23 protein-coding genes are annotated in these 23,967 nt (G+C 33.9%); 17 read left to right on the top strand and 6 right to left on the bottom strand.

Annotated features, from left to right (window positions below; translation table 11 throughout):
* Positions 1-10 precede the first annotated feature (10 nt).
* The 3 genes from lpdA (at position 11) to KWG70_RS08250 (ending at position 3,848) form a co-directional block, all read left to right on the top strand.
* Entirely contained in the window at positions 11-1,411 is a 1,401-nt protein-coding gene (gene lpdA, locus KWG70_RS08260; RefSeq protein ID WP_230935530.1) for a dihydrolipoyl dehydrogenase, read from the top strand.
* A 159-nt stretch (positions 1,412-1,570) separates the two neighbouring features.
* Complete coding sequence (locus KWG70_RS08255) at positions 1,571-1,873, top strand: GIY-YIG nuclease family protein (RefSeq protein ID WP_230935529.1); 303 nt, start codon at positions 1,571-1,573, stop codon at positions 1,871-1,873.
* A gap of 187 nt (positions 1,874-2,060) precedes the next feature.
* Entirely contained in the window at positions 2,061-3,848 is a 1,788-nt protein-coding gene (locus KWG70_RS08250; protein WP_230935528.1) for a serine hydrolase, read from the top strand.
* A gap of 59 nt (positions 3,849-3,907) precedes the next feature.
* On the opposite strand, the gene KWG70_RS08245 is transcribed toward KWG70_RS08250, so the two are convergent.
* Positions 3,908-5,635, bottom strand: a complete 1,728-nt coding sequence (locus KWG70_RS08245; protein WP_230935527.1) for a tetratricopeptide repeat protein — start codon at positions 5,633-5,635, stop codon at positions 3,908-3,910.
* Between the two features lie 177 nt (positions 5,636-5,812).
* Here KWG70_RS08245 and KWG70_RS08240 point away from each other — a divergent pair, with 177 nt between their 5' ends.
* Together KWG70_RS08240 and KWG70_RS08235 are read left to right on the top strand one after the other, a co-directional pair.
* Complete coding sequence (locus tag KWG70_RS08240) at positions 5,813-6,136, top strand: hypothetical protein (protein WP_230935526.1); 324 nt, start codon at positions 5,813-5,815, stop codon at positions 6,134-6,136.
* Between the two features lie 14 nt (positions 6,137-6,150).
* Positions 6,151-6,558: a DUF2721 domain-containing protein gene (locus tag KWG70_RS08235; protein WP_230935525.1), complete on the top strand. Its 408-nt coding sequence runs from the start codon at positions 6,151-6,153 to the stop codon at positions 6,556-6,558.
* A gap of 6 nt (positions 6,559-6,564) precedes the next feature.
* Here KWG70_RS08235 and KWG70_RS08230 read toward each other — a convergent pair whose 3' ends face one another.
* The 3 genes from KWG70_RS08230 to KWG70_RS08220 all read right to left on the bottom strand — a co-directional run bounded on the left by KWG70_RS08230 (position 6,565) and on the right by KWG70_RS08220 (position 8,846).
* Entirely contained in the window at positions 6,565-7,155 is a 591-nt protein-coding gene (locus tag KWG70_RS08230) for a hypothetical protein (protein ID WP_230935524.1), read from the bottom strand.
* A 67-nt stretch (positions 7,156-7,222) separates the two neighbouring features.
* Positions 7,223-7,939: a LytR/AlgR family response regulator transcription factor gene (locus tag KWG70_RS08225; protein ID WP_230935523.1), complete on the bottom strand. Its 717-nt coding sequence runs from the start codon at positions 7,937-7,939 to the stop codon at positions 7,223-7,225.
* Entirely contained in the window at positions 7,932-8,846 is a 915-nt protein-coding gene (locus KWG70_RS08220) for a sensor histidine kinase (protein ID WP_230935522.1), read from the bottom strand. The genes KWG70_RS08225 and KWG70_RS08220 overlap by 8 nt, the downstream gene beginning before the upstream one ends.
* A gap of 333 nt (positions 8,847-9,179) precedes the next feature.
* Here KWG70_RS08220 and KWG70_RS08215 point away from each other — a divergent pair, with 333 nt between their 5' ends.
* The 7 genes from KWG70_RS08215 (at position 9,180) to KWG70_RS08185 (ending at position 14,627) form a co-directional block, all read left to right on the top strand.
* A complete protein-coding gene (locus tag KWG70_RS08215; RefSeq protein ID WP_230935521.1) occupies positions 9,180-10,511 on the top strand; it encodes a serine hydrolase domain-containing protein in 1,332 nt (443 codons plus the stop codon).
* Between the two features lie 15 nt (positions 10,512-10,526).
* Complete coding sequence (locus KWG70_RS08210) at positions 10,527-10,949, top strand: MotA/TolQ/ExbB proton channel family protein (RefSeq protein WP_230935520.1); 423 nt, start codon at positions 10,527-10,529, stop codon at positions 10,947-10,949.
* A 15-nt stretch (positions 10,950-10,964) separates the two neighbouring features.
* Entirely contained in the window at positions 10,965-11,570 is a 606-nt protein-coding gene (locus KWG70_RS08205) for an energy transducer TonB (RefSeq protein ID WP_230935519.1), read from the top strand.
* A 29-nt stretch (positions 11,571-11,599) separates the two neighbouring features.
* A complete protein-coding gene (locus KWG70_RS08200) occupies positions 11,600-12,850 on the top strand; it encodes an alpha/beta hydrolase-fold protein (RefSeq protein ID WP_230935518.1) in 1,251 nt (416 codons plus the stop codon).
* Positions 12,851-13,023: 173 nt separating this feature from the next.
* On the top strand, positions 13,024-13,596 hold the full coding sequence (locus tag KWG70_RS08195) for an RNA polymerase sigma factor (protein ID WP_230935517.1): 573 nt from the start codon (positions 13,024-13,026) through the stop codon (positions 13,594-13,596).
* Positions 13,596-13,772 carry a hypothetical protein gene (locus KWG70_RS08190; protein WP_230935516.1) on the top strand — a complete coding sequence of 59 codons (177 nt, stop codon included), beginning with the start codon at positions 13,596-13,598 and terminating at the stop codon, positions 13,770-13,772. Before KWG70_RS08195 ends, KWG70_RS08190 begins: the two co-directional genes overlap by 1 nt.
* Positions 13,773-13,799: 27 nt before the next feature.
* Positions 13,800-14,627, top strand: a complete 828-nt coding sequence (locus KWG70_RS08185; protein ID WP_230935515.1) for a mechanosensitive ion channel family protein — start codon at positions 13,800-13,802, stop codon at positions 14,625-14,627.
* A gap of 131 nt (positions 14,628-14,758) precedes the next feature.
* Here the strand turns inward: KWG70_RS08185 and KWG70_RS08180 are convergent, their stop codons facing one another.
* The gene (locus KWG70_RS08180; protein WP_230935514.1) at positions 14,759-15,568 is read right to left on the bottom strand and encodes a S1/P1 nuclease; all 810 of its coding nucleotides are present in this window, start codon (positions 15,566-15,568) and stop codon (positions 14,759-14,761) included.
* 1 nt (position 15,569) lies between these two features.
* The gene (locus KWG70_RS08175; RefSeq protein ID WP_230935513.1) at positions 15,570-16,937 is read right to left on the bottom strand and encodes a DEAD/DEAH box helicase; all 1,368 of its coding nucleotides are present in this window, start codon (positions 16,935-16,937) and stop codon (positions 15,570-15,572) included.
* A gap of 86 nt (positions 16,938-17,023) precedes the next feature.
* Here KWG70_RS08175 and pabB point away from each other — a divergent pair, with 86 nt between their 5' ends.
* Genes pabB through KWG70_RS08150 form a run of 5 tightly spaced genes read left to right on the top strand, consistent with a single transcriptional unit; the run spans position 17,024 to position 23,963 of the window.
* Complete coding sequence (gene pabB, locus KWG70_RS08170) at positions 17,024-18,325, top strand: aminodeoxychorismate synthase component I (protein WP_230935512.1); 1,302 nt, start codon at positions 17,024-17,026, stop codon at positions 18,323-18,325.
* Positions 18,326-18,363: 38 nt separating this feature from the next.
* Complete coding sequence (gene tilS, locus KWG70_RS08165; RefSeq protein ID WP_230935511.1) at positions 18,364-19,680, top strand: tRNA lysidine(34) synthetase TilS; 1,317 nt, start codon at positions 18,364-18,366, stop codon at positions 19,678-19,680.
* Positions 19,681-19,689: 9 nt separating this feature from the next.
* Entirely contained in the window at positions 19,690-21,312 is a 1,623-nt protein-coding gene (gene ade / locus KWG70_RS08160) for an adenine deaminase (RefSeq protein WP_230935510.1), read from the top strand.
* Positions 21,313-21,369: 57 nt separating this feature from the next.
* The gene (locus tag KWG70_RS08155; RefSeq protein ID WP_230935509.1) at positions 21,370-21,996 is read left to right on the top strand and encodes a tellurite resistance TerB family protein; all 627 of its coding nucleotides are present in this window, start codon (positions 21,370-21,372) and stop codon (positions 21,994-21,996) included.
* A gap of 29 nt (positions 21,997-22,025) precedes the next feature.
* Positions 22,026-23,963, top strand: coding sequence for a CASTOR/POLLUX-related putative ion channel (locus KWG70_RS08150; RefSeq protein ID WP_230935508.1), 1,938 nt, complete (start codon positions 22,026-22,028; stop codon positions 23,961-23,963).
* Positions 23,964-23,967: the final 4 nt, after the last annotated feature.

Genomic DNA, 23,967 nt, shown 5'->3' with positions numbered 1-23,967 from the left:
ATATTTTCTTATGAAATCATACGATGTAGCGATAATAGGTTCTGGTCCTGGTGGATATGTAGCAGCAATTCGTTGTGCACAACTAGGCATGAAAACTGCAATAATCGAGAAATATTCTACACTAGGAGGTACATGTTTAAATGTTGGTTGTATTCCGAGTAAAGCGCTTTTAGCGTCTTCTCATCATTATGAAGAAGCAACAAAACATTTTGAAGATCATGGAATCGAAATTCCTGGAGATATAAAAGTCAACCTAGAAAAAATGATCGGACGCAAGCAAGCAGTTGTTGATCAAACTACAGGTGGAATTGATTTCTTAATGAAAAAAAATAAGATTGACGTCTATGAAGGTCTAGGTAGCTTTAAAGATGCAACGCATATTAAGATTGACGGAAAGGACGCTGGCGAGATTGAAGCAAAGAATATCATCATTGCTACAGGTTCTAAACCATCAAATTTACCGTTTATCACTTTAGATAAAGAACGCATTATCACATCTACTGAAGCGCTGAAGCTTAAAGAAATCCCAAAGCATATGATCGTAATTGGTGGTGGTGTTATTGGATTGGAACTCGGACAAGTTTACAGACGTTTAGGAGCTGAGGTGACCGTTATAGAATATATGGATCGCATTCTTCCAACAATGGATGCAGGACTTTCAAAAGAATTGAATAAGGTCTTTAAAAAGGCAAAATTCAAAATGATGATGTCTCACAAAGTGCAATCGGTTGAACGAAGCGGTGATGAGGTTATCGTAAAAGCTGAAAACAAAAAAGGTGAAGTTGTTGAGTTTAAAGGTGATTACTGTTTAGTGTCTGTAGGTCGTCGTCCATATACTGATGGATTAAACGCTGAAGCTGCAGGTGTGAAGCTCAATGATAGAGGTCAAGTAGAAGTTAACGATCATTTACAAACCAATGTGTCTAATATCTACGCGATTGGTGATGTAGTTAAAGGTGCTATGTTAGCACATAAAGCTGAAGAAGAAGGTGTGTTTGTTGCTGAAACTTTAGCCGGACAAAAACCACATATCAATTACAATTTAATTCCTGGAGTTGTATATACATGGCCAGAAGTTGCAGCAGTTGGTAAAACGGAAGAAGAATTGAAAGAAGCAGGAGTAGCGTATAAAGCTGGACAATTTCCGTTTAGAGCATTAGGTCGTGCTAGAGCAGGAGGAGACCTCGATGGGTTTGTAAAGATATTAGCCGATAAAACTACAGATGAAGTTTTAGGAATTCATATGATTGGTGCTCGCTGTGCCGATTTGATTGCCGAAGCTGTTGTAGCTATGGAATACAGAGCCTCTGCCGAAGATATCTCGCGTATGTCTCATGCACATCCAACATTTGCAGAAGCGGTTAAAGAAGCGGCTTTAGCTGCTACAGATGATAGACCATTGCATATTTAGAACATCATGACTGTCATTCCGAGCGTAGTCGAGGAATCTCACATGTCAACATCATAACAATTTAAAGCGAACCAATAGGTTCGCTTTTTTTATAGGACATTGTCATTCCTGCGTAGGCAGGAATCCACATGCGTCGCTAAATTTTATATTTTAGTAATAATGTACAAAACAATACATCAATATTATCTTTACATTTTATCTAATGGCTATAATGGTACCCTTTATATTGGTGTTACAAACAATTTGGAACGAAGAATGTTTGAACATAAAAATAAATTGTTTGAAGGGTTTAGTAAACGATATAATTTAAATAGATTAATTTATTTTGAAACTTTTCAATATGTTAATGATGCTATTAAAAGAGAAAAGAATATGAAAAAATGGAAGCGTCAATGGAAAATTAATTTAATCGAAAAAGAAAATCCTAAATGGAATGATTTATCAAAAGACTGGATTAAGTAAACCATTGTTTATTGAAATGGATTCCTGCCTTCGCAGGAATGACAAATTGGTTCGCTTTTTTTATAGGATATTTCTATGGTCTGTAACATTATATTATCTTTAATGACAGATAGTTATTGTAACTAAAATGTTATACTGTCGTCGTAAGGGCATACAGTTCATAACTAATCATTTAAATCCAATTGACATGTTAAAAAAAATCACATTGCTCTTTTTTTTAATGTCTTTAGCGCTTTACGGACAAAAAAACGCTCAAGAGATTAATAGTTTTACGAAAGATCTAGATCAAAGTATCCCAAAATTACTACAAGAATTCACAGTACCAGGAACAGCAATTGCTATTATAGAAAATGGCGAATTGGTATTACAAAAAGCATATGGGTATGCCAATGTAGATACAAAAACAAAAGTAACAACGCAAACGGGCTTTAATATTGGTTCAATTTCTAAAACCGTTGCTGCTTGGGGAATTATGAAGTTAGTAGAAGAAGGTAAAATTGACTTAGACGCGCCTGCCGAAAACTATTTAACACGTTGGCAATTACCAGAATCGGAGTTTGACTCTAAACAAGTAACCGTAAGACGATTATTAAGTCATACAGCTGGTTTATCACTACATGGCTATCCTGGATGGACACCTGATGATCGTTTATCGACTATAGAAGAATCTTTAAACGGTCGCAATAATGGACCAGGCAGAGTAGAGATGATAATGGAACCAGGAACAAAATGGAAGTATTCTGGAGGCGGATATACCATCTTGCAACTCATTGTGGAAGAAGTCACAGGGCAAAAGTTTGAAGATTATATGCAAGCACAAATTTTAAAACCATTAGGCATGACCAATAGTAGCTATAAAATTGATGAAACCATACTTAAAAACTCATCTTTTGAATACGATAATTTTGGAGAACGAATAGATTTTGAATTGTTTACAGCACAAGCTGCAGCGGGATTGCACACAACGATCGAAGATTTTACACGATTTGCTTATGCAAGTCTTTTTGCCTACAAAAACAACAAAACATACAATAGTGTTTTGACGCCGAGCACTCTTAAAGACATGATGCAACCGGCTCCAGCTTCAAATGATAGCTATGGTTTAGGATATCAGGTACAAAGTATTCCTGGTGTATCATATACGTTAAAAGGACATGGAGGCGCTAATACAGGTTGGCATGCATTTTTTAGAGTCAACCCAGATACCAATGATGGTTTTATAATGATTACCAATGGTGGTTCTGGTCATAATATTTACAGACAAGTATTTTGTGATTGGATTCAATGGAAAACGGGAGCGTCTATGGGGAATCGATGTATGATCAAACCATCGATTGCCGCAAAATTGAAAACAATTATGGATACTGAAGGCATAGATAATTTGGCCTCTACGTATAATGACTTAAAGCTAAATCATGCCGATGCCTATAATTTTTCAGAAAACATATTGAACCGTTTTGGTTACTATTATATGGGTAAAAAAGAGACCACAAAGGCCTTGGCAATTTTTAAATTAAACGTCGATCAATTTCCAGAATCTTCAAATGTTTATGATAGTTATGGTGAAGCGCTGCTTGCCAATGGTAATAAAGAAGAAGCAATTATAAATTACAAAAAATCTGTAGAACTCAATCCTGGGAATACTAATGGTATTGCTATTTTAAAAAAGTTGAATGTAGATATCAGTGACTTACCAAAAGTATTTGAAATTGATACGACTAAATTAGATGATTACATTGGTAAGTATCAGTTAGCAGCAGAGTTTATAGTTACTATAGCAAGAGAAGATAATAAATTAACAGCCAAGCCTACAGGACAAAGTATGGTTATGCTTGTTCCAATGTCTGAAGATAAATTTTTTGTAGAAGAAGTAAAAGCAGAAGTCACTTTTAATAGAAATGCAAATGGAGATATTGAAAGTATGACCTTGAACCAAAATGGGCGAGAAACATTTGGTCTTAAATTGAAGGAATAGAATAAAATACAAAGAGCGAATCCAATGGTTCGCTCTTTGTATTTAAGATATTATCTTTTTTATTTCACCTTAGATCCAACTAATTCAATATCTGCAGTTGCCCAACTACTTTTTAAAGCAGTTTCCATTTTAGATGCATTTTCGGTGTCACCTAATTTTTCATAGGCGAGTTTAAGTCCGTGATGTGCCCAACCATTTTTAGGTAAACGCTCTAAATCATTGTTGTAAACAGCAATAGCTTCTTGGTATTTTCCGTCTTTTATTAAAATATCACCAAGATGATGACGAATAGAGAAAAACCAGTCTGGTGGTTCGTTGTAGTTTAAGGCATCCTCTATAACTACCGCATCTTTGAGTAGGGCAATACTCGCTTCATAATCGTCCTGAGCAGCCAGTAATTCAGCCTCTAAGACCATATCTGCCAAACCAATTAAGGTACCAACCGTATTGATGTCCCATATGGTAATTTCATTCATGCCTTCGTCATTGGCATACACTTTTAATGCCTCTAACTCGATCTTTGCTTTTTCCAATTCATTCTTAGCAACGTAAGCCATACCATTGGCATAATGTTGCATAGCTAGTGGATATTTTAATGAACTCAATTCTTTTTTAGCTAGAATCTCATCCCACATCCCAAATTTTACCATAGAATAGTAGGGAATTACATAATAGTGTTGTAGTGTTCCCCAACCTGGTTCGGCCATTATATCTGGGTGTACATGCTTTGATACTTTATTTGCGCCAACCATTGCCCAATGTTTATTGCCTTCTAAAGCTGCAGTAGCTGCCATAAAATGGTAGTTATGCGGATAATACGCGAGTGGATAAGCGCCTTGCGCATGACACAGCGTTACATAAGTACTATCGGCTTTTACAGCATTAATATTTGAAACCGTTCCTTTATGATAATCACCTGTACGTATGTAGACATGTGAAGGCATATGTACAAGATGTCCAGCGCCAGGAATGGTACCATCATCAAAGACCTTTGCAGAAGCATAAGCACGTTCTGGCGTACTGGAGGCTTCAACAGAATGTATATAAAAATGATTAGCTCCAGGATGCGTAGGATAAGCCTTTATAATGTTTTCTAAAAGGGCTACAATTTCTGGTGTCCACGGTTTTTCGGTACCGTCTTTTTCATTTAAATCCCATGGATGCAGGTTCATAACAGATTCGGCATACATCGTTGCTATTTCTAAATCATCTGGATACGCCTCATGAGCTGTTTTCAGAGCATTTGAGTAATTAAGGTCTAATTGTGAGCGATCTTCTGGAGGTGTTGCCGAATAACGCTCAGCCATAGCATCGATTATAGCCTTTTCTTTTTCAGTAGTGTTAAGCGATAGTTGTTTTGCTTTTTGAATGGCATTATAAGCGCGCTCATAATGGTTGTCTTCCATACCAGCATTGTAATTTGGTCCTAATACGTAAGCATAACCCCAAAAAGCCATAGCGCAGTTTGGATCTAATTTGGTCGCATAAAAAAATGAGCGAGCAGCTTCAGCATGATTAAAAGCATAAGCCAATGTTAATCCTTGGTTGAAATATTTTTGAGCCAAATCGTTAGTTGTGGTGATTGGATAATTAAGAGTTCCAAGACCTTCAAACAAAGGGGCTTTATTGTCTATTTTATACCAATCTGCATCTGTAATTCTTGGTGCACAGGTATATTTTGATAGCGGAGGTGTTTTAATGGTAACCTCTTCGTTAGATGCTTTATCGGTTTTGCAGGATGTAAAATATAAGGCGAGGCAAAGCAGAAAAAGAAATATGGTTTTCATCTTTGTTGTTTTAGTTAAAATTAGTTCTACCCTTAATATAAGAACTTTAAAAATAACTATGGTTTCGCTCATTTACAAGCGCTTATGTATGGTTGGAATGAAATGAATGATAGTTGGAACTAAAAGACCAACTTATATATTTGGTTTTATTATATTTAAGATTCAAAACAAGCAATCATGTGGGAAGAACAACTGAAATTTTATGATAGCATTGTCGAGCAATGTCCAGATTTTGAACGAAAAGGTAAGAAGATGATTTACACCTCTGCTAATGGCTACATGTTTACTTTGTTAAATAAAGATGCTGAAATAGGTATTCGTTTATCCAAAGCATCTCAGGAAGCCTTTAAAGAGAAATATAATGCTACAGAATACAGATCGTATGGTGCTGTGATGCGTGATTATGTAAAAGTTCCTGAGGCTTTATACACTGAAATACAGCTGCTAGTAGACTATTTCAATGAAAGTTACAATTACGTCATGACTTTGCCTCCTAAATAATCTATACAACCCATATGGAAGAATTAACACTCACCACACCAGCATTACTGTTTTCGGCAATTTCATTGATTATGCTGGCTTATACTAACCGATTTTTGGCTTATGCTGCAGTGATTAGAAACTTACACGACAAATATTTGGAGAAAATGGATGAGTCGCTAATTGAACAAATTAAGAACTTAAAATTAAGACTAAGCCTAACCAGATGGATGCAAATATTAGGAATTACAAGTTTACTACTTTGTGTATTGACAATGTTCTTGATTTATATAGATTATCACATGCTTGCCATTTACGTGTTTGGTATTGCTTTGATTCTATTGATTTTATCTTTGGCGCTGCTGGTTAAAGAAATTCAAATATCTACACGAGCACTGAGCTTACATTTAAGTGATATTGAAAGTCATTTGAAGAAAAAATAAAGAATCTTAAAGCTCTTTTATGAGATCGTAAATTCGTAAGCGCTTACTATAATCATTTTCGTTAATATCTCTCACAAAGCAATACATACTTATTTCTTCCTTTTTTGCCTTTTCTTCAAGCTCTTCAACCGTAAAGGGACCAAACTCTTCAGATTTTTCAATATAATAAAACTCATGACCGTAAATTAAATTGGCCACTTTTTGCTTATATTTTTCTTTTAAAAAAGCTTGTACGTCTTCAATTGAATTTACATCCTCATCATAATTAGCGGTATTAATAAACAAAGCAAATTCTTTCTTGTTTTGGTGATTAAGGACTAAGACATCATCGTCTTTAAAATAGGCTTTAACTGTAATTAATCCATCTTCGGTTTCAATAGAAAACACGTTCTGAATATCAATAGTCCACGAGGTTTCTATAATAGACTGTTTTCTTGAGATCTCAAGAATATTGTCTTTTCTAAACGTATATATTGATTTCTTTTTGGAAATACCGTTAACTAGAACCCACTGCTGATTGATAAACAAATCATCGTGATGACGTGCATAATCAAATGGCTTCAAATTAGGAATAGTCTTGTGTAGGTATTCTTTCATTTAGCGGACTTTTAACAAAAAGTGATTTATAAGGCAACGTCTAATATACGTTTTTATTGAATAACTTCTAAAATTTTTCTAAATGCGCTAAGACATCTTTCTTATAACTTCTGCTAATGGGGAGAGATTGATTGCTAATTGTAATGTGTTCGTTTGTAAACGATTGTATCGAATTTATAGAAATAATGTACGATCTGTGTATTCTTAAAAATTGTAGTTTTGGTAGCTTAGCTTCAATAGAACTTATAGTTTCTCTAGTGACTATGATTTTATCATCTAAATGAATTTTTAGGTAGTCACTATAACTTTCAATAAACACAATGTCCTCATAATTTATTTTTATCATTTTGCGTTCAGAACGTACAAACATAAAGTTAGATTCTTCAACTGTTGGAGCGGTTTTTTCTTCCGTCTTTCCATAGATTTCAAAATAATTATGAATTGCTTTTTGTAGGCGCCCAAATGAAATAGGTTTTAATAAGTAATCAACAGCTTTAAGCTCAAACCCTTCTACGGCATAATCTCTATAGGCTGTCGTGAAAATGACTTTTATATCAGTATTAATTGATTTTGCGAATGATATACCAGAAATTTCAGGCATATTAATGTCTAAAAAAACAAGATCAATAGTGTGATTGCTTATATAATTAAAAGCCTCAATGGCACTACTACAACTGGCTAGTACATGTATGTTTTCAATGTTAGAAAGATGTGTCTCAATAATCTCTCTAGCAATGGCTTCATCATCTACAATTAAACAATTAATGGGATATGTTTTAGACATTGCTTGGGGTTTTTAATTGTAATTCGACATCAAAAGTATGTGGTTCATTCTGTATAGAAAGCTTATGTTTTTTAGGGTATAGCAACTCTAACCGCTTTTTTATGTTTTCTAATCCAATGCCTGGTTTTGACGTGCTATTTTCAGAATTTGAATTTTTTATGCTGAAATGGATATGCTCCAAACTTGCCGTTAATTGAATATCAATATTTAAAACACCATTTACAATGCTTCCGTGTTTGAAACTGTTTTCAATAAAAGGTATTAATAGCATTGGAGCGATTGTTATAGCTTCGGAAGTTGACGATACTTTTATATCTACATTTAACGTATTATTAAATCGCATTTTTTCCAATTCTATATAGTCTTTTATGTGTGCGATTTCTTCAGTAAGTAAAACAAAAGGTTTCTCGGCTTGGTACAAAAGATAATCTAATAGGTTAGATAACTTTAATATCATATCTGGTGTTTGATCTGCTTTTTTTAATGCAAATCCGTACATGGTGTTTAACGTGTTAAATAGAAAATGCGGATGAATTTGCATCTTCAAATAGTTAAGTTCTTGCTCTTTTAATTTAAGTTGGGTGTCCAATATTTTAGTTTCTAGCTGCTTTGTTCTAGACGCTTGATCTAAATTAAGTTTTAATAGCTTAAATGCACTAACAACAATAACAACCAAATATACTGCTGTACAAATGAAGATGATGTTTTTAGTTGCAGGATTCATGTTGTCATATTCAAAATTAGATAGGTAGATCAAACTAAAAAAAATGGACACCATTAATAAATAAACAGAAATGATAATTGTATATATACTGTATAGTGTAAAACGCCAATATTGTTTTGTAATGAGATATTCTGGAATTAATTTATAGGTAGCAACATAAGTTGTTGCTATTGTTATTGGCATTAGAAAAAGAGAAAACTGTAATGTGTCATCAAACGTGGAATTGTTAACTCCAAAAAAATAAGTGTAGAAAAATAGAACACCAATCCAAAAGAGAAGATGTAAAAGAACTTGTCTGATTTTTTTTAGAATGAACCGTTTTGTAAACATATGTAATATTCTCAATACAATAATACTACAATTTTATAGGCATAAGCAATAATTAGAGATGAACGACCAATTTAGCAAGGGTTTTGACATTAACGTCATATCGGGTTTTAAAATGGTTGTTGGTCGCAAAATATAACCACGATAGAATCTTGTGCTTAGTTTTGGTAAGTAATCAAAAAACAATAGATGATGTTAATAATTAAAAAGCTAGCACTAATCATTTTACTACTCTCTAGTGGTTGCTTTGCGCAAGAATCAAATTTTAGTCAATTAGATGAGTTTTTTAATATTCTTGAGGAGAATAATAAACTTATGGCAACAATGACTATCTCAAAAAACAATCAAGAAATTTATAATAAGGCTGTTGGTTTTTCTGAAGTAGCAACCAAAATAAAAAATAGTGCAAACACAAAATTTAGAATAGGCTCAATTACTAAGGCTTTTACGGCTGTGATGGTTTTTCAACTCATAGATGAGGGAAAAATCACTTTAGAAACACCACTCTCAATGTTTTATCCAAAAGTACTTGGTTCAGAAAAGATCAAAATCTCAAATCTGTTAAATCATAGTAGTGGATTGTATAATATTACTAATGATCCTGATTTTGGTGAATGGATGTTGAACCCCTCTACTAAAGGACAAATGTTATCGAGAATTAAAAAATACACTTTAGATTTTGAGCCAGGAGAAAAGACAGAATATAGTAATACCAATTATCTGTTACTAGGTTATATCATTGAAGATTTAGATAAAGATATGTATTCGCAATGTCTGGATAGAAGAATTGTCAAGAAGATAGGTTTGGAACATACCTATTATGGAGGTGAAATAAATATTAAAGCCAATGAAAGTAATTCATACGAAATTGAGAATAAAGAGTGGACGATTCAGCCAGAGACCAATATGTCTAACCCTGGAGGTGCAGGAGCTATAGTGTCTATATCTGGTGATTTGACAAAATTTATGGATGCGCTTTTTAATGGTGATCTCATATCTAAATCAAGTTTGGAAGCCATGAAAAAAAGTAACAATAAGGAGGTGTGTCATGGACTTTTTTATGCTAATATGAATGGAGTCGATCTCTATGCAAGTGAAGGTGGTATTGACGGATTTCAATCTATGTTAGTGCATGTGCCTCTAACAAAAACTACTATTGCACTGGTGAGTAATGGTCTGGATTTTAGTAAAATGCGAATCATGCTCGCAGCTTTTGCGTCTAGTCATGGACAACCAATTACACTTCCAAACTTTACGCATATTGACCTTACTGAAGAACAGGTGAAATTATATGTAGGTGAATATGCATGTGATGATGTACCATACAAACTTATTTTTAAAGCCAAAGGCAATATATTACTTGGAGCACCAGAACAAAGCAATCTAAAAGAATTAACACCTACCAAACAACATCAATTCACCTTTGATTCTTTAGGAGTTGTACTTGACTTTTATCCAGATACTGGACTCGTAAGGTTTACAAGAGGCGATAACAAACCATTATTGTTTAAAAAACTATAACTAAATTTATACATTATGAATACACTAACACTCACAATTAAAAACTTTTGTTTTATGCCAATAGGTGCAAATATTTATGTAGATGGTGGACCATTGTTTATGACACTCATTCTAATATGTTTACTAGCCTCATTAGCTTTTGTAATAAGAGGGTTTTTAAAAGCGAACACATCATTATCTGCAGCTCATAAATCATTAAAACTAGCTATTGACTTTGGGTTGTTAGGCTTAGTAATGGGCTTTTTTGCATCAATTATTGGGTTGATCTCTGCGTTTGATACTTTAGAGGCAATGGGAAATGCTGAACCATCTATGTTTGCTGCCGGACTTAAAATATCATTATTAACTGCGACATTTGGACTGCTCACGTTTATCATTACTAGAATCGGGATTATAGCTTTAAGATTAAAATTGAAATCGGAAGATATTTCAGAATAGTTATTAAAAAGCAGTATGACGTATTTACCAAAGTTTAAGGTAGTAGATATTAGATATTTACTATTTTTAATAGCACTCATCTTATTGTCTTGTAAGGATAACACCAAATCTTCTGACAGTGAACTGATACATAGAATTAATGCCGTTCATGAACAAATTATGATTCAAGGCAATGTAACTGAAGAAGAAAAACAAGCAATATTGAGTCTTGCTAGTCTTTTCGCCGATGATAGTTTTGTTAATTACAAAAGCGATATAACAGATGTCATTCAATTTGATGATGTAGAAAATGGCCCTATTTATCCTGGTTGTGAAGGTCTTTCTAAACAAGAATTAAAAGCGTGTTTTATTGAAAGTATTAGCATATTTGTTGGTACTCAATTTAATTCTGATATTTCAAAAAATCTAGGAATTACAGAACCACAAGACGTTGAGGTGTTTTTTAAAATTGGTAGAGACGGAAAAACGTCAAAACTTAAAGTGAGAAAAGCTAATGTGGTCATTCAAGCTGAAGTTATTAGAGTGATAAAACAACTACCTCTTATGAAACCTGCTACCCAAAATGGTGAAACCGTAGAAGTTATGTGTTCTACTGTTGTATCTTATGGAGGTAACTTATAACACAATTTTCTAATATTACATTTTATATCATGAAGCGAACATTTCAATACATTATTTTAGTCATATTTATGTTTTCTAATCTATCTCTATTTGCTCAAACGAGTCAAGTTGAACCAGAATTCATAAATCGAGAGATTACCGATAGTATTTATTCTGAAACCTTAGATGCTTATCGTCATTTTTGGGTAAAATTACCAGACAATTTTAATCCGAAGAGCAAGACGAAGTACCCTGTGGTTTACTTGTTAGATGGATTTTCTTTAAAATCTAGTTTAGAAACCGTTTACGATAATTATTGGGGACATTATATGCCACATATGATATTAGTTGGTATCTCAAATAGATCGAATAGAACACGTGATTTAACGACTTCAAAAGTTGAAATGCGTCGTGGTGGTGTTATGAATACTGAGACAGGAGGCGCTGAAATGTTTACGTCATTTATAGAGAATGAATTGATAACTCATATCGATAAAAACTATCCAACAAGGACTTATCGTACTTTAATTGGACATTCATATGCAGGTTTATTTACAATTAATGTGCTACTAAACCATTCACACCTGTTTACCAATTATATAGCTATTGATCCAAGTTTGGATTGGGATAATCAAAAACTTTTGAAACAAGCTAAAGAGACATTGAAAACTAAAAAATTAGAAGGCAAAGGTCTGTTTGTTGCTTTGGCAGCAGAACAATTGCATATGCAAGATGCTTCAGTGACCATTGAAAATTTAATGGAGGATACATCTGAATTTAGTCTGTTTTCACGATCAATAGTTGAATTTTCACAGTTGGCATCCTCAGAAACACAAAATGAATTGAACTTTCATTGGAAAGTCTATCCTGAAGATCTACATGGAACAATTCCATTGCCTGCTATGAGAGACGGACTTGTAACATTGTTTAAATGGTATCAATTTAAATCTCCTCAAACTTATAATAACCCAAAAACTACTATAGATGAACTTAAAGCTTTGCTTCATAATCAAGAAATTATTTATAGCCAAAACTTTGGGTATAATGTGCCTCCAATGATTGAAGAGTTATTTAACGGTTATGGCTACATGAATTTACAAATGGGGCAACCGGAAAAAGCATTTTTGTTTTTTAGTATGGCTATTAAGTACTATCCTGAAAGTGCTAATGCTTATGATGCTATGGCAGATTATTATATAAGTAAAAGCGATACTATAAACGCAATAGACTATTTAGAAAAAGCCTATAAGATAAGCGGTAATTCTTATCACAAAGAAAAACTAGATGATTTAAAAAAATAAAGAGGCACATAGACATCTTAAGCGAACTCATTTGAGTTCGCTTTTTTTATATTAAATTTTTAATGTTTGCAACTGTTAAATTTCATAAATTTAACATACAAGTTCAAAAAGATGTGACTTAATACTAAGGCAGGTGTCTTAATAAAAACCACTTAAACCAATCTAATACATTTTTGCAACCCTCTAATGACATTTTAAAATTATCAGACGAAGAGCTGGTTAGTGCTATAGTAAAGAATAATGATACATTGCTTTTCGAAGTCCTGTATGATCGTTTTGCTACTCTGGTATACAATAAATGTTACGGTTTTGCAAGAGATGAAGATGAAGCTAAAGACTTAACACAAGATGTGTTTTTAAAACTCTTTGTGAAGTTAGCTAGTTTTAAGGGGAAGTCTAAATTTTCAACATGGTTATATGCGTTTACATATAATCATTGTGTGAATTATGTGACGAGAAATACCGCTAAAAAGTTTGAAAAGCAATCTGTTGACTATGCCGATATAGAAAATATATCTGAAGACCCAGATGAAGCTGATTTTAGCGATATGAGAGTTGATAAACTCAAGAAAGCATTGGAACTTGTATCACCTGATGAGAAGATGATACTTTTACTAAAATATCAAGATAACCTTTCTATAAAGGAAATTGAGATGGTTTTAGGTGTTGGGGAGAGCGCTGTAAAGATGAGAATCAAGCGTGCTAAAGATAAATTATTAACCGTTTACGCTAATAACTTTAAGTGATGGAAAATCCTTTTAAAGACATAGATAAGCCATTGAAATCGGTTCCTGAGGAATTGAAAGCAAAGGTTATGAATGATATTGCCATTGCCAAATTGATTATGGAGTTAGCAGAGCTTTTCTCTTATAATTTTGGGGATGTTATAGAAACGGTTATGAGTAGAAGAGATAAAAAATAAAAGCTATTAATAAATATTTAATAAATCATGGACAAAATAACAGAATATAAAGATATTGCGATGGAATCACTAACAACAATGTGGTTAGAGATTACCAAGATTTTCCCGAGTATTATTGGTGCTTTAGTTGTACTAATATTTGGATGGTTGTTTTCTAAATTGGTTGTTAAAATCATTAGAAAAGCTTTAAAATTGGCTAAGGCTAATAAACTTGATGATATGCTTAATGAGATTGAAATCGTTGAAGGTAAGCAGCTTAAATTTGATACGATTAAGGTCGTTTCTTCTTTTGTGAAATGGATCATTTATATCATGTTATTAATCATGGTGTCCGACATATTGAACCTTAAAATTTTATCAGAAAAGATAAGTGACTTTTTAAGCTATTTGCCTCAATTATTTGTTGGTCTTGTGATTTTTATCCTTGGCTTACTTTTTGCAAATTTTGTCAAAAAAGGATTGAAATCATTATTCGAGTCTATGGACTTGTCTGGTGGTAAGATGCTAAGTCAGTTGGTGTTTTTTCTATTGCTCATCTTTATCTCCATTACAGCATTAAATCAAGCAGGTGTTAATACAGATATTATTACAAGTAACTTAACATTAATACTTGGGGCGTTTTTGGCTGCTTTTGCATTGGCTTTTGGTTTTGGAGCCAAAGAAGTAGTTGGGAGCTTATTAAAAACATTTTACACTAGAAAAACATTTGAAGTTGGAAAAAAGATAGAGTTTCAAAATAAAGTATATGAAATTGATGCTATTGAAAACATTTCAGTAGTGTTGAAGAACTCAGAAGGAAAGCTTGTAGTCCCTGTTAAAGATATCGTGGAGAGCCACATTAAGGTTGTAGACTAGATATCTAGGGTTATAGATTAATTATGTCAATTACATGATCTAGTCTACCAGGCTTTCTATGGTCCCTTTTCATTAATTTGAAAAGGGATTTTTTTGCCACATTACCTTAATGTTTTCTATTATAAGTGTGTCTAAAGAATGGTATTCAATAGTTCAGCTAAACGTATACCAGCCTTTTGCATTTGTTGTCTTGCAACATTTAAATATTTGTAAGAATAGGAATTACGAAGCTTTTCTCCTTTTTTAGCCGAAGCATATACTTCTTTAGTTAATTGATGTGTTTCTGCAATCCAATCTAAGACAGTTCCTTTTCTAATACGCTTTATTTCAGATTTAGAAAGATGGTCTGCATTATCGGCAAGTTCAGAAAAACTCATGCCATAGGATTCAATCATTTGGGTATCCCAAACGCGATGTAAATTAGAATCTTTGTATTGCCATTGCACGTTGAAATCATTCCCACCACGATCTTCTAGTAGTCCTAAATGCATAGGTTGATGTAAGTCTCCAACAAGATGAATGAGCATTTTTAAATAAAATGCTTTATCATCATCTGTAGAGGTTTTATCAGTAATTATTTTTTTACAATACGCTATTCCTGTTACGAGATCACCTTCTGGATTTTTTTCAGATGTTTCATAGGTGCCATCCAAAGGCATATTCAAAAAATGCCATGTGTAGAATTTTTTATAACGTTCATCAACTTTTATCTCATCTGCAAAGGTCGATATAAGCGCTAATGATTTATGATTGAGTAATTTTTTTAATTTTCGTTTGGTTCGCCCTTTCAAATAATCATCAGCAATAGCACCAACTACGCGGTGACCTGTCTTTCCCCAAGCAGGAGGTGTTGTTGCTTGTAACGCAAATGTCGATATTAAAAAAAGGAAGGTAAGAAACTGTATTTTTAGTGTACTGAATTGAGTGTTACTGAAAACCATACTATTTACGCTTATTTCGTTTGTTGTAATTTTTGTCGCCTCTAGTTTTAGGTTTCTTATATTTTGCTGCAATTTTAAACTTATACGAACCACCTAGATTTTCTTTTTTGTTTTTATCTTTTTTCTCGTGAAAAGCTGGTCCTGGAGCATCTTCATCTTTTCTGCGTTTTGTTGGATTATTACGTTCTCTAATTTGTGGACGCTCTTCTTCAATAAGCTGTTTAGAAACCTCTACAGTTTCAGGGAAATCAAGAAGCGTAATTGTTTTGTCCATGTAACTTTCAATAGTCTCTATGGCTTCTTGTTCTTTTTCAGTAGAAAAAGTTAGCGCATGACCTTGCTGCTCTGCACGACCAGTTCTACCAATACGATGCATGTAGTTTTCAGGATACTTTGGCGTATCAAAATTAATGACGTGACTAATGTTTTCAATATCTAAACCACGAGCCATGACATCAGTTGCAATTAAAACACGATGCTCTCCCGATCGAAATTGTTCTATACTTCTCAACCTGTAATTTTGTGTTTTATTAGAATGAATCACACAGGATTGATTTGGAAAACGCTCTTCCAGTTGATCAAAAAGCATATCAGCTAATTTCTTGTAGGCAACAAAAATTAATACTTTATCATAGGTGTCATAATCATGTAATAAATAATCTAGTAAGTTAACCTTAGTATAAAAGTTAGTCACATTATAACGTTGCTGTTCTATATTATGAAGTGGTGTTCCCGAAACTGCTACTGTAACACGTTGTGGTTTTATGAAAAAATCACTAATTAACTCATCGACATCTTCAGTCATTGTTGCAGAAAACATAATGTTTTGGCGACGTTCTGGTAATACATCAAAAATATTTAGAAGCTGATGTCTAAAACCTAAGTCTAACATTACATCTACTTCATCAATCACTAATTTTTGTATGGATTTTAATTGTAAAACACGACTTACCGCTAAATCAAATAAGCGTCCTGGTGTCGCGACTATGATATCTTGACCTTGAGCAACAGCCTGCTTTTGTGTATTGATATTGGTGCCTCCAAACACACCTAACACTCGTACATTGATATAAGCTGCTAACTTTTCGATTTCATCAACGACTTGAACGACCAATTCTCGAGTAGGAACCAAAATTAAAACACGAGGATGATCTTGAGTAGAGTATTTGAGGTGACGTAGAATAGGTAACATATAAGCAAATGTCTTACCAGTTCCAGTCTGTGCAATACCAACCACATCTTTACCAGAAGCAACGACATTAAATGCTTGTGCCTGTATTGGCGTAGGGGTTTCAAAACCTAAGTCATCCAAAGCATTGTACAATGGTGTGTTCAAGTTTAAATCGGTAAAAGAAATTTGCTGTTCCATCTGGCAAAGGTAAATTTTTTACTTTGAAAAAACAGACTTGTTAATCACAGCTTTAATTCGGTTATTTGTTACACTAAATTTTTCAGTTGAGAACGCACACTAAACAACATATTTCAAATCCAGAATTATTCAAAGCAAAACTCCTAAATTGGAGTCAGCAATTTGATGAAGTCGTTTGGTTGGACAGTAATGATTATCATCAAACATACACCAGTTATGATGCGGTTTTAGCAGTAGAAGCATTAACCGTTTTTCAAACTGATTATTATGATGCATTCAATCAGTTTAAAGAGTATCAGTCTTCTGTTAACGATTGGATTTTTGGATATTTCTCCTATGATTTAAAGAATGATGTAGAGCAACTAACGTCGCAAAATTTTGATGGTTTGCAGTTCCCAGAGTTGTTTTTTTTTCAACCCAAAAAACTGTTTTTTCTAAAAGGAAATACCCTAGAAACACGCTATCTTAATGTTGTTGCAGACGAACGAGATCAAGATTTCAAGAACATCGAAGCTGAGACTCATGTTAATGATAGCACTGAGGTCTTAGAAGACCATCATGTTAAGATAAAACTCAGGATACACAAAGACGACTACTTTAAAAAAATCAATGCTATGTTAGCTCATATTCACAGAGGTGATATTTACGAAGCTAATTTTTGTCAAGAGTTTTATGCTGAAAATACGATAATTAATCCTATAGAAACCTATCATAAACTCAACACGATTTCAAAACCCCCTTTTGCCACGTTTTTAAAAGTGTATGATAAATATTTATTGTCGGCTTCGCCTGAACGCTACATCAAGAAAGAGGGTTCAAAAATAACATCGCAACCTATCAAAGGTACTGCTAAACGCTCAATAGATAAAAGTGAAGACAAACGTCTGAAGCAGCAACTTTCCGAAGATACAAAGGAACGTAGCGAAAATGTGATGATTGTAGATTTGGTACGGAACGATCTATCAAAAACAGCCACAAAAGGGAGTGTTGTTGTTGAGGAGCTGTGCAAAGTATATACGTTTGATCAGGTGCATCAAATGATCTCTACAATAACCTCAAATGTAAATGGGAGTACACATCCTGTAGATGTTATCAAGACCACATTCCCAATGGGAAGTATGACTGGTGCTCCGAAAATTTCGGCTATGAAAATTATAGAAGATTTAGAAGAAACCAAACGCGGACTATACTCTGGAGCTCTGGGTTATTTTTCTCCTAATGATGATTTCGATTTTAATGTCGTGATACGTAGTATTTTATATAATGCAACCAATAACTATGTATCTTATTCGGTAGGAGGTGCAATAACTGCTAAGAGTGATCCTTTAAAAGAATATGAGGAGTGTTTGGTTAAGGCAAAAGCGATGCGTGAAGTTTTGGAGAACTAAAGTTTTGTGTTAGTTGTTAAAAATATACCTTTGGGTGGATGTTACACAGTTTTAATAGTCATATTAATAAAAGCCTTCCGTTTCTTAATGAAGCTAAACTCCTAATTGCGATTTCTGGAGGATTAGATAGCGTCGTGTTAACTCATCTATGTCATCAGCTTAAGTTAAATGTTGCATTAGCGCACTGTAATTTTAATTTACGCGGGATCGAAAGTGATGCAGATGAAACTTTTGTAGTTAACTTGGCCGAGCAATTAGGCCTAGAGATATTTACACAACATTTTAATACAGAAGCCTATGCTAAGCAGCAAAAATTGTCTACTCAAATGGCAGCTCGAGAATTGCGTTATGATTGGTTCTATAATCTAGCTGAAGATCTCAAATTCGATTATATTCTCACAGCACACCATGCTGATGATAATCTCGAGACATTTTTAATCAACCTCACCAGAGTCACGGGCTTAAGTGGGTTAACAGGAATTCCTGAAATAAATGATATCATTGTAAGACCATTGCTTCCGTTTTCTAGAGAAGATATAGAAGGCTATGCTAACCTCAATAATTATGAATGGCGGGAAGATAGTAGCAATGCGTCAGATAAATACCTTAGAAATAAGCTGCGTCATCATGTAATTCCAGTTTTAAAAGAAGTGAATCCAGAATTACTAGCCAATTTCAAACAAACCTTAGAGAACTTAAACGATACAGCCGATATTGTTGATGAAAGCCTTAATGCAGTTGCAAAAAGAGCTATTGACACTATTAATGAACAGCAGATAGCCTTTAAAATTTCAGAATTTAAAAAGGTAAATAATCCTAAAGCCTATATGTATGAGATGTTCAAAGATTACGGATTTACAGAATGGAGTGACATCGTTCACTTATTAGATGCCCAATCAGGGAAGCAAGTGCGCTCTAAAACGCACCGACTCATAAAAGATAGAGTGCATCTTATTTTAACAGAATTACCTTCTGAAAATGAGCAGTCCTTGTCAATCCATGAAGATGATTTGAGTTTTCAAACTCCGATGGGAATGCTATCATTTGATGATGTAGATGCAGTAAGCAAACCAACAGATATGTCTATTTTTGTTGATAAGGATGTGTTGAAATTCCCTTTAGTATTACGTCACTGGGAAGAAGGGGATACGTTCTATCCTTTAGGAATGACAGGCAAGAAGAAACTTAGTAAGTACTTCAAAGATGAAAAACTGTCTTTGGTAGATAAAGAAAATACTTGGTTGCTATGCTCTGACAATGCTATTGTTTGGATTGTAGGAATGCGTGCCGACAGTCGTTTCAAAGTGACAGACCAAACAAGACGTATTTTAAAAATTACTATGGATTTAGATTAAAAGATTCAAATGAAAAATCTACAAGGGCAGATAGTCGATATAAAGAACAACCGAATTTTTAAAGGAGAAGTGTCTATTTCTGAAGGGAAAATTACATCCATAGTGGAAAAAGAACACCAAAATGAACAGTACATTCTTCCGGGCTTTGTTGATGCACATATTCATATTGAAAGCTCGATGTTGGTCCCTAGTGAGTTTGCGCGTTTGGCAGTAAATCATGGAACAGTTGCTACAGTTTCTGACCCACATGAAATTGCTAATGTTCTCGGTATTGAAGGTGTGAATTTTATGATTGACAACGGCAAGAAGACACCATTCAAGTTTAATTTTGGAGCGCCTTCTTGTGTTCCTGCTACCTCTTTTGAATCGGCTGGTGCTGTTATAGATTCTGATGGAATCAAGCAACTTATGGCTAATCCGGATATTAAGTATCTAGCCGAAATGATGAATTATCCTGGTGTTATTTACGATGATCAAGAAGTACTTAAAAAATTAGCTTGGGCTAAACATTATAAAAAACCAATAGATGGTCATGCGCCTGGTGTGGTAGGCGATGATATTACCAAATATATCAATGCTGGTATCTCTACCGATCATGAATGTTTTACTTACGAAGAAGGTCTAGAGAAACTCCAAAAAGGAATGAAGGTCTTAATTAGAGAGGGTAGTGCAGCTAAAAACTTTAATGCTTTGATAGATCTGTTGCCAGATCATTATGAACGAATGATGTTTTGCAGCGATGATAAACATCCAGATGATCTCATCGTCGACCATATTAATAAACTTTGCGCAAGAGCTGTTGCCTATGGTATAGATGTGTTTAAGGTATTGCAAGTGGCTTGTGTCAATCCTGTTGAGCATTATGGTCTTGATGTTGGTTTATTAGAAGCTGGTGATCAAGCCGACTGTATTATTGTTGAAGACCTAAAAGAGTTTAAAGTCCTGAAAACCTATATTGATGGGCAACTGGTAAGTGAAAATGGGATGTCAAATTTAGAGTCGGTGCCTTTTGAAGTCCTTAATAACTTCAATACTCTATCAAAGAAATCTTCAGATTTTAGAGTGTCTTCCGAAGCAAAACAAATACGAGTTATCGAAGCGCAAGAAGGACAATTAGTTACCAATGAATTGATAACATCTACTACAATCGAAGATGGCAATCTAGTGTCTAATATAGACCAAGATATTTTGAAAATGACCGTTGTTAATCGTTATAACAATGATAAACCCGCTTTAGCATTTATTAAAAATTTCGGATTAAAAGAAGGCGCTATAGCATCTTCTGTAGGTCATGATTCACATAACATCATTGCCGTTGGTGTCTCAGACGATATGATATGTAAGGCCGTGAATCTTATCATAGCACATAAAGGAGGAATTTGTGCGGTTTCCAATTCTGAAGAACATATCGTACCACTTCCTGTAGCAGGAATAATGAGTGATCAAGACGGTCAAACAATTGGGAAAGATTATGCGATTTTGGATCGCATGGCGAAAGTTTTAGGGAGCTCTCTAAATGCGCCATACATGACATTGTCTTTTATGGCCTTATTGGTTATTCCCTCATTAAAACTAAGTGATAAAGGATTATTTAATGGTAAGGATTTTAAGTTTGTAAGTTTAGAAGTTTAGATATTTTAATTAAGATTATTATATTTAACATCTAACTTTTACCTAAAAACCTAACTTATGATCATATTTGGAACACGCGGAGTTCGTTCTACTAAAGCTACTGGAAGTTTTAATTGTCCACAATGTGAAGCTGATAGAGGCTACAGACACAGAAAAGTCACCCAATTTTTTACATTGTATTTTATCCCGTTAATTCCTTTAGGTAATAAAGGAGAATATGTAGAATGCAATCATTGTAAAGGAACGTTCATTACTCGTGTTCTAGACACTTCTAAATCTACAGATAAAGCTGCATTTATGGCTATGTATGAGCAGGCTATTAGACATGTTATGGTAAAAATCATGCTGGCAGATGGCGTAATCGATAACAATGAAAAAGTAGCTGTTTTAGCTATTATCAATAAATATGGTCATAATGATATGTCGTCATTTCAATTAGATGATTATATCAAAGAAGTTCAGGCAGATAGTAGTGACATATCTACCTATTTAAAACATGTTGGTCCTGCTTTAAATGAGCATGGAAAAGAACTTTTAATTAAGTGTGCGCTTGATGTGGCTTATTCTGATGGTCATTTTGATGAGTCAGAACGAAAAATGATTCTAGACATGGGAACTATCATGGAAATGTCATCAGCTCACATTAAAGGCATTATGGCAGAATTTGTCGAGCAACTCAACTAATCTTCTATTAAACTAACTAACCACTATTTATGAAAAATTCGTTTAGAGAACGTTTGAACTATAGGGCAGAACGTTTTTTAAGTAAAGGCGGTTCGTCTATATTTAAAAGCTTGCTCATAATTTTCATTATCGTGTTTATTGTGCTTGTTGGGCTACGTCTATTACTTATCAATATATTTCCAAGTTTAAATTATACAGGTAATATTTTTAGAGATATATGGGTAACCTTCCTTGAGATGACCGATCCAGGTAATATGAATCAAGATAATGAGGCGCCAACGTACCTAAAGGTATTAACAGTACTTTCAGGATTAACAGGTGTTATTTTGCTCTCCATGCTAATTGGTTTTATTACCACTGCTTTAGATACAATGCTGTATGATTTCAGAAAGGGTAGAGGAAAGGTTATAGAAAACAACCACACGATAATTTTAGGTTGGAATGAGCGTGTGGTAGATGTAATTAGAGAACTTATTTTGGCTAATGAGAGTGAATCTAAAGCGTCAGTGGTTATTTTGTCTCGCGAAGATAAAGAGACCATGGATAATCTAATCACTAAACGTCTTCCCGACATGATGACAACAGAAGTGATTACAACGCAAGGTGATTACGCTAATATTAATGAGTTGAAACGTATCAATTTAGAGCAAGCGAGGTCTATTATTATTTTAGCGAATTGTTCTGAAAGTGCTACTAACGATAAAAAAGTAGCTAGTGATGTGCAATCAGTGAAATCGATATTGGCTATAACTGCCTGTCAAAATGGAAGCAATGAATTACCAATTATCGCCGAAATATTTACTAAAGAAAAAAGAGACATCATAAGCTTTTTTGAGGATGATAATATCATTGCGATTGATAGTTGGAATATTATGGGTAAACTGCTTATTCAAACCTCTTTAACTAGTGGTTTGGATACTGTCTATAAAGAAATTTTATCCTTTGATGGTTGTGAAGTGTATTTTTATGAAGATAACTGGAATAATGTTTTATTTAGCGAATTAAGCTATTATCTAAAAGATGGGATTCCTCTCGGAATTTATTCTGAAGACGATGGTTTAGTCTTGAGACCAGCAAAAGATACTATTGTAAAAGATGGTGATAGTGTTGTTATTTTGGCAGAAGACGATTCTACAATAGCTTATGAAAACAAGCAATATTACTTTCCTGATAAAGAGAAAAGAATTATAGATAAGCGTTTGGATCAAGTCAAGAAACGTATTCTCATTTTAGGTTGGCACAAGGTTGCTGAAGTGTTCATTGAAGAAGCTACCGATTATTTGTTAGAGGGTTCAGATTTTGACATCATGTTCAATGCACCTACAGAAGAATTAAAAGAAGCTATAGATGACATCGCTTCAGAATTTTCAGATTTTAATATTTCGCTTCATGATTCTAATCCTTTAGATCTTGAAAATCTGGAGACTATAAATCCAGGAAGCTATGATACCATTGTTATTTTATCACAAAGTGTTGAAGAACAGTCTGCTGATAAAATTGATTCTGATACACTAATTATTTTGCTATTATTAAGAAAAGTAGTGAGCGAAGAGGATGGCTTACATATTATAACCCAAGTATTAAATTCAGAAAATCAAGAAATCATAACCCAAACGAATGTAGATGATTTCATCATTAGTAATAAGTTGATTACTATGATTTTAGCACAACTTAGTGAAGAGTCTTTGATGAAGACATTTTACGATGATATCTTTTCAGAAGATGGCAGCGAGATTTATGTAAAACCTGCGAGTTTATATTTTGATACCTTTCCGCAGAATATCAAATTTGTAGATGCTATATTTTGTGCCCAGCAACGAGATGAAGTGTGTTTAGGTATAAGGAAAGGGCATCAGTGTAAATCTCTTGACGATAACTTTGGAATTACTTTAAATCCAGATAAAAATATGGAGATAGAGCTCAATGAAAATGACTTTCTCATTGTATTAAGTGAAGACGAATTGTAGCTAG

The sequence above is a fragment of the Psychroserpens luteolus genome (genome assembly GCF_021032705.1).
In the GTDB taxonomy this organism is placed as follows: Bacteria; Bacteroidota; Bacteroidia; order Flavobacteriales; family Flavobacteriaceae; genus Psychroserpens; species Psychroserpens luteolus.
Note: the sequence above shows the minus strand (reverse complement) of the source record. Positions and strands in the feature narration are given on the sequence as shown.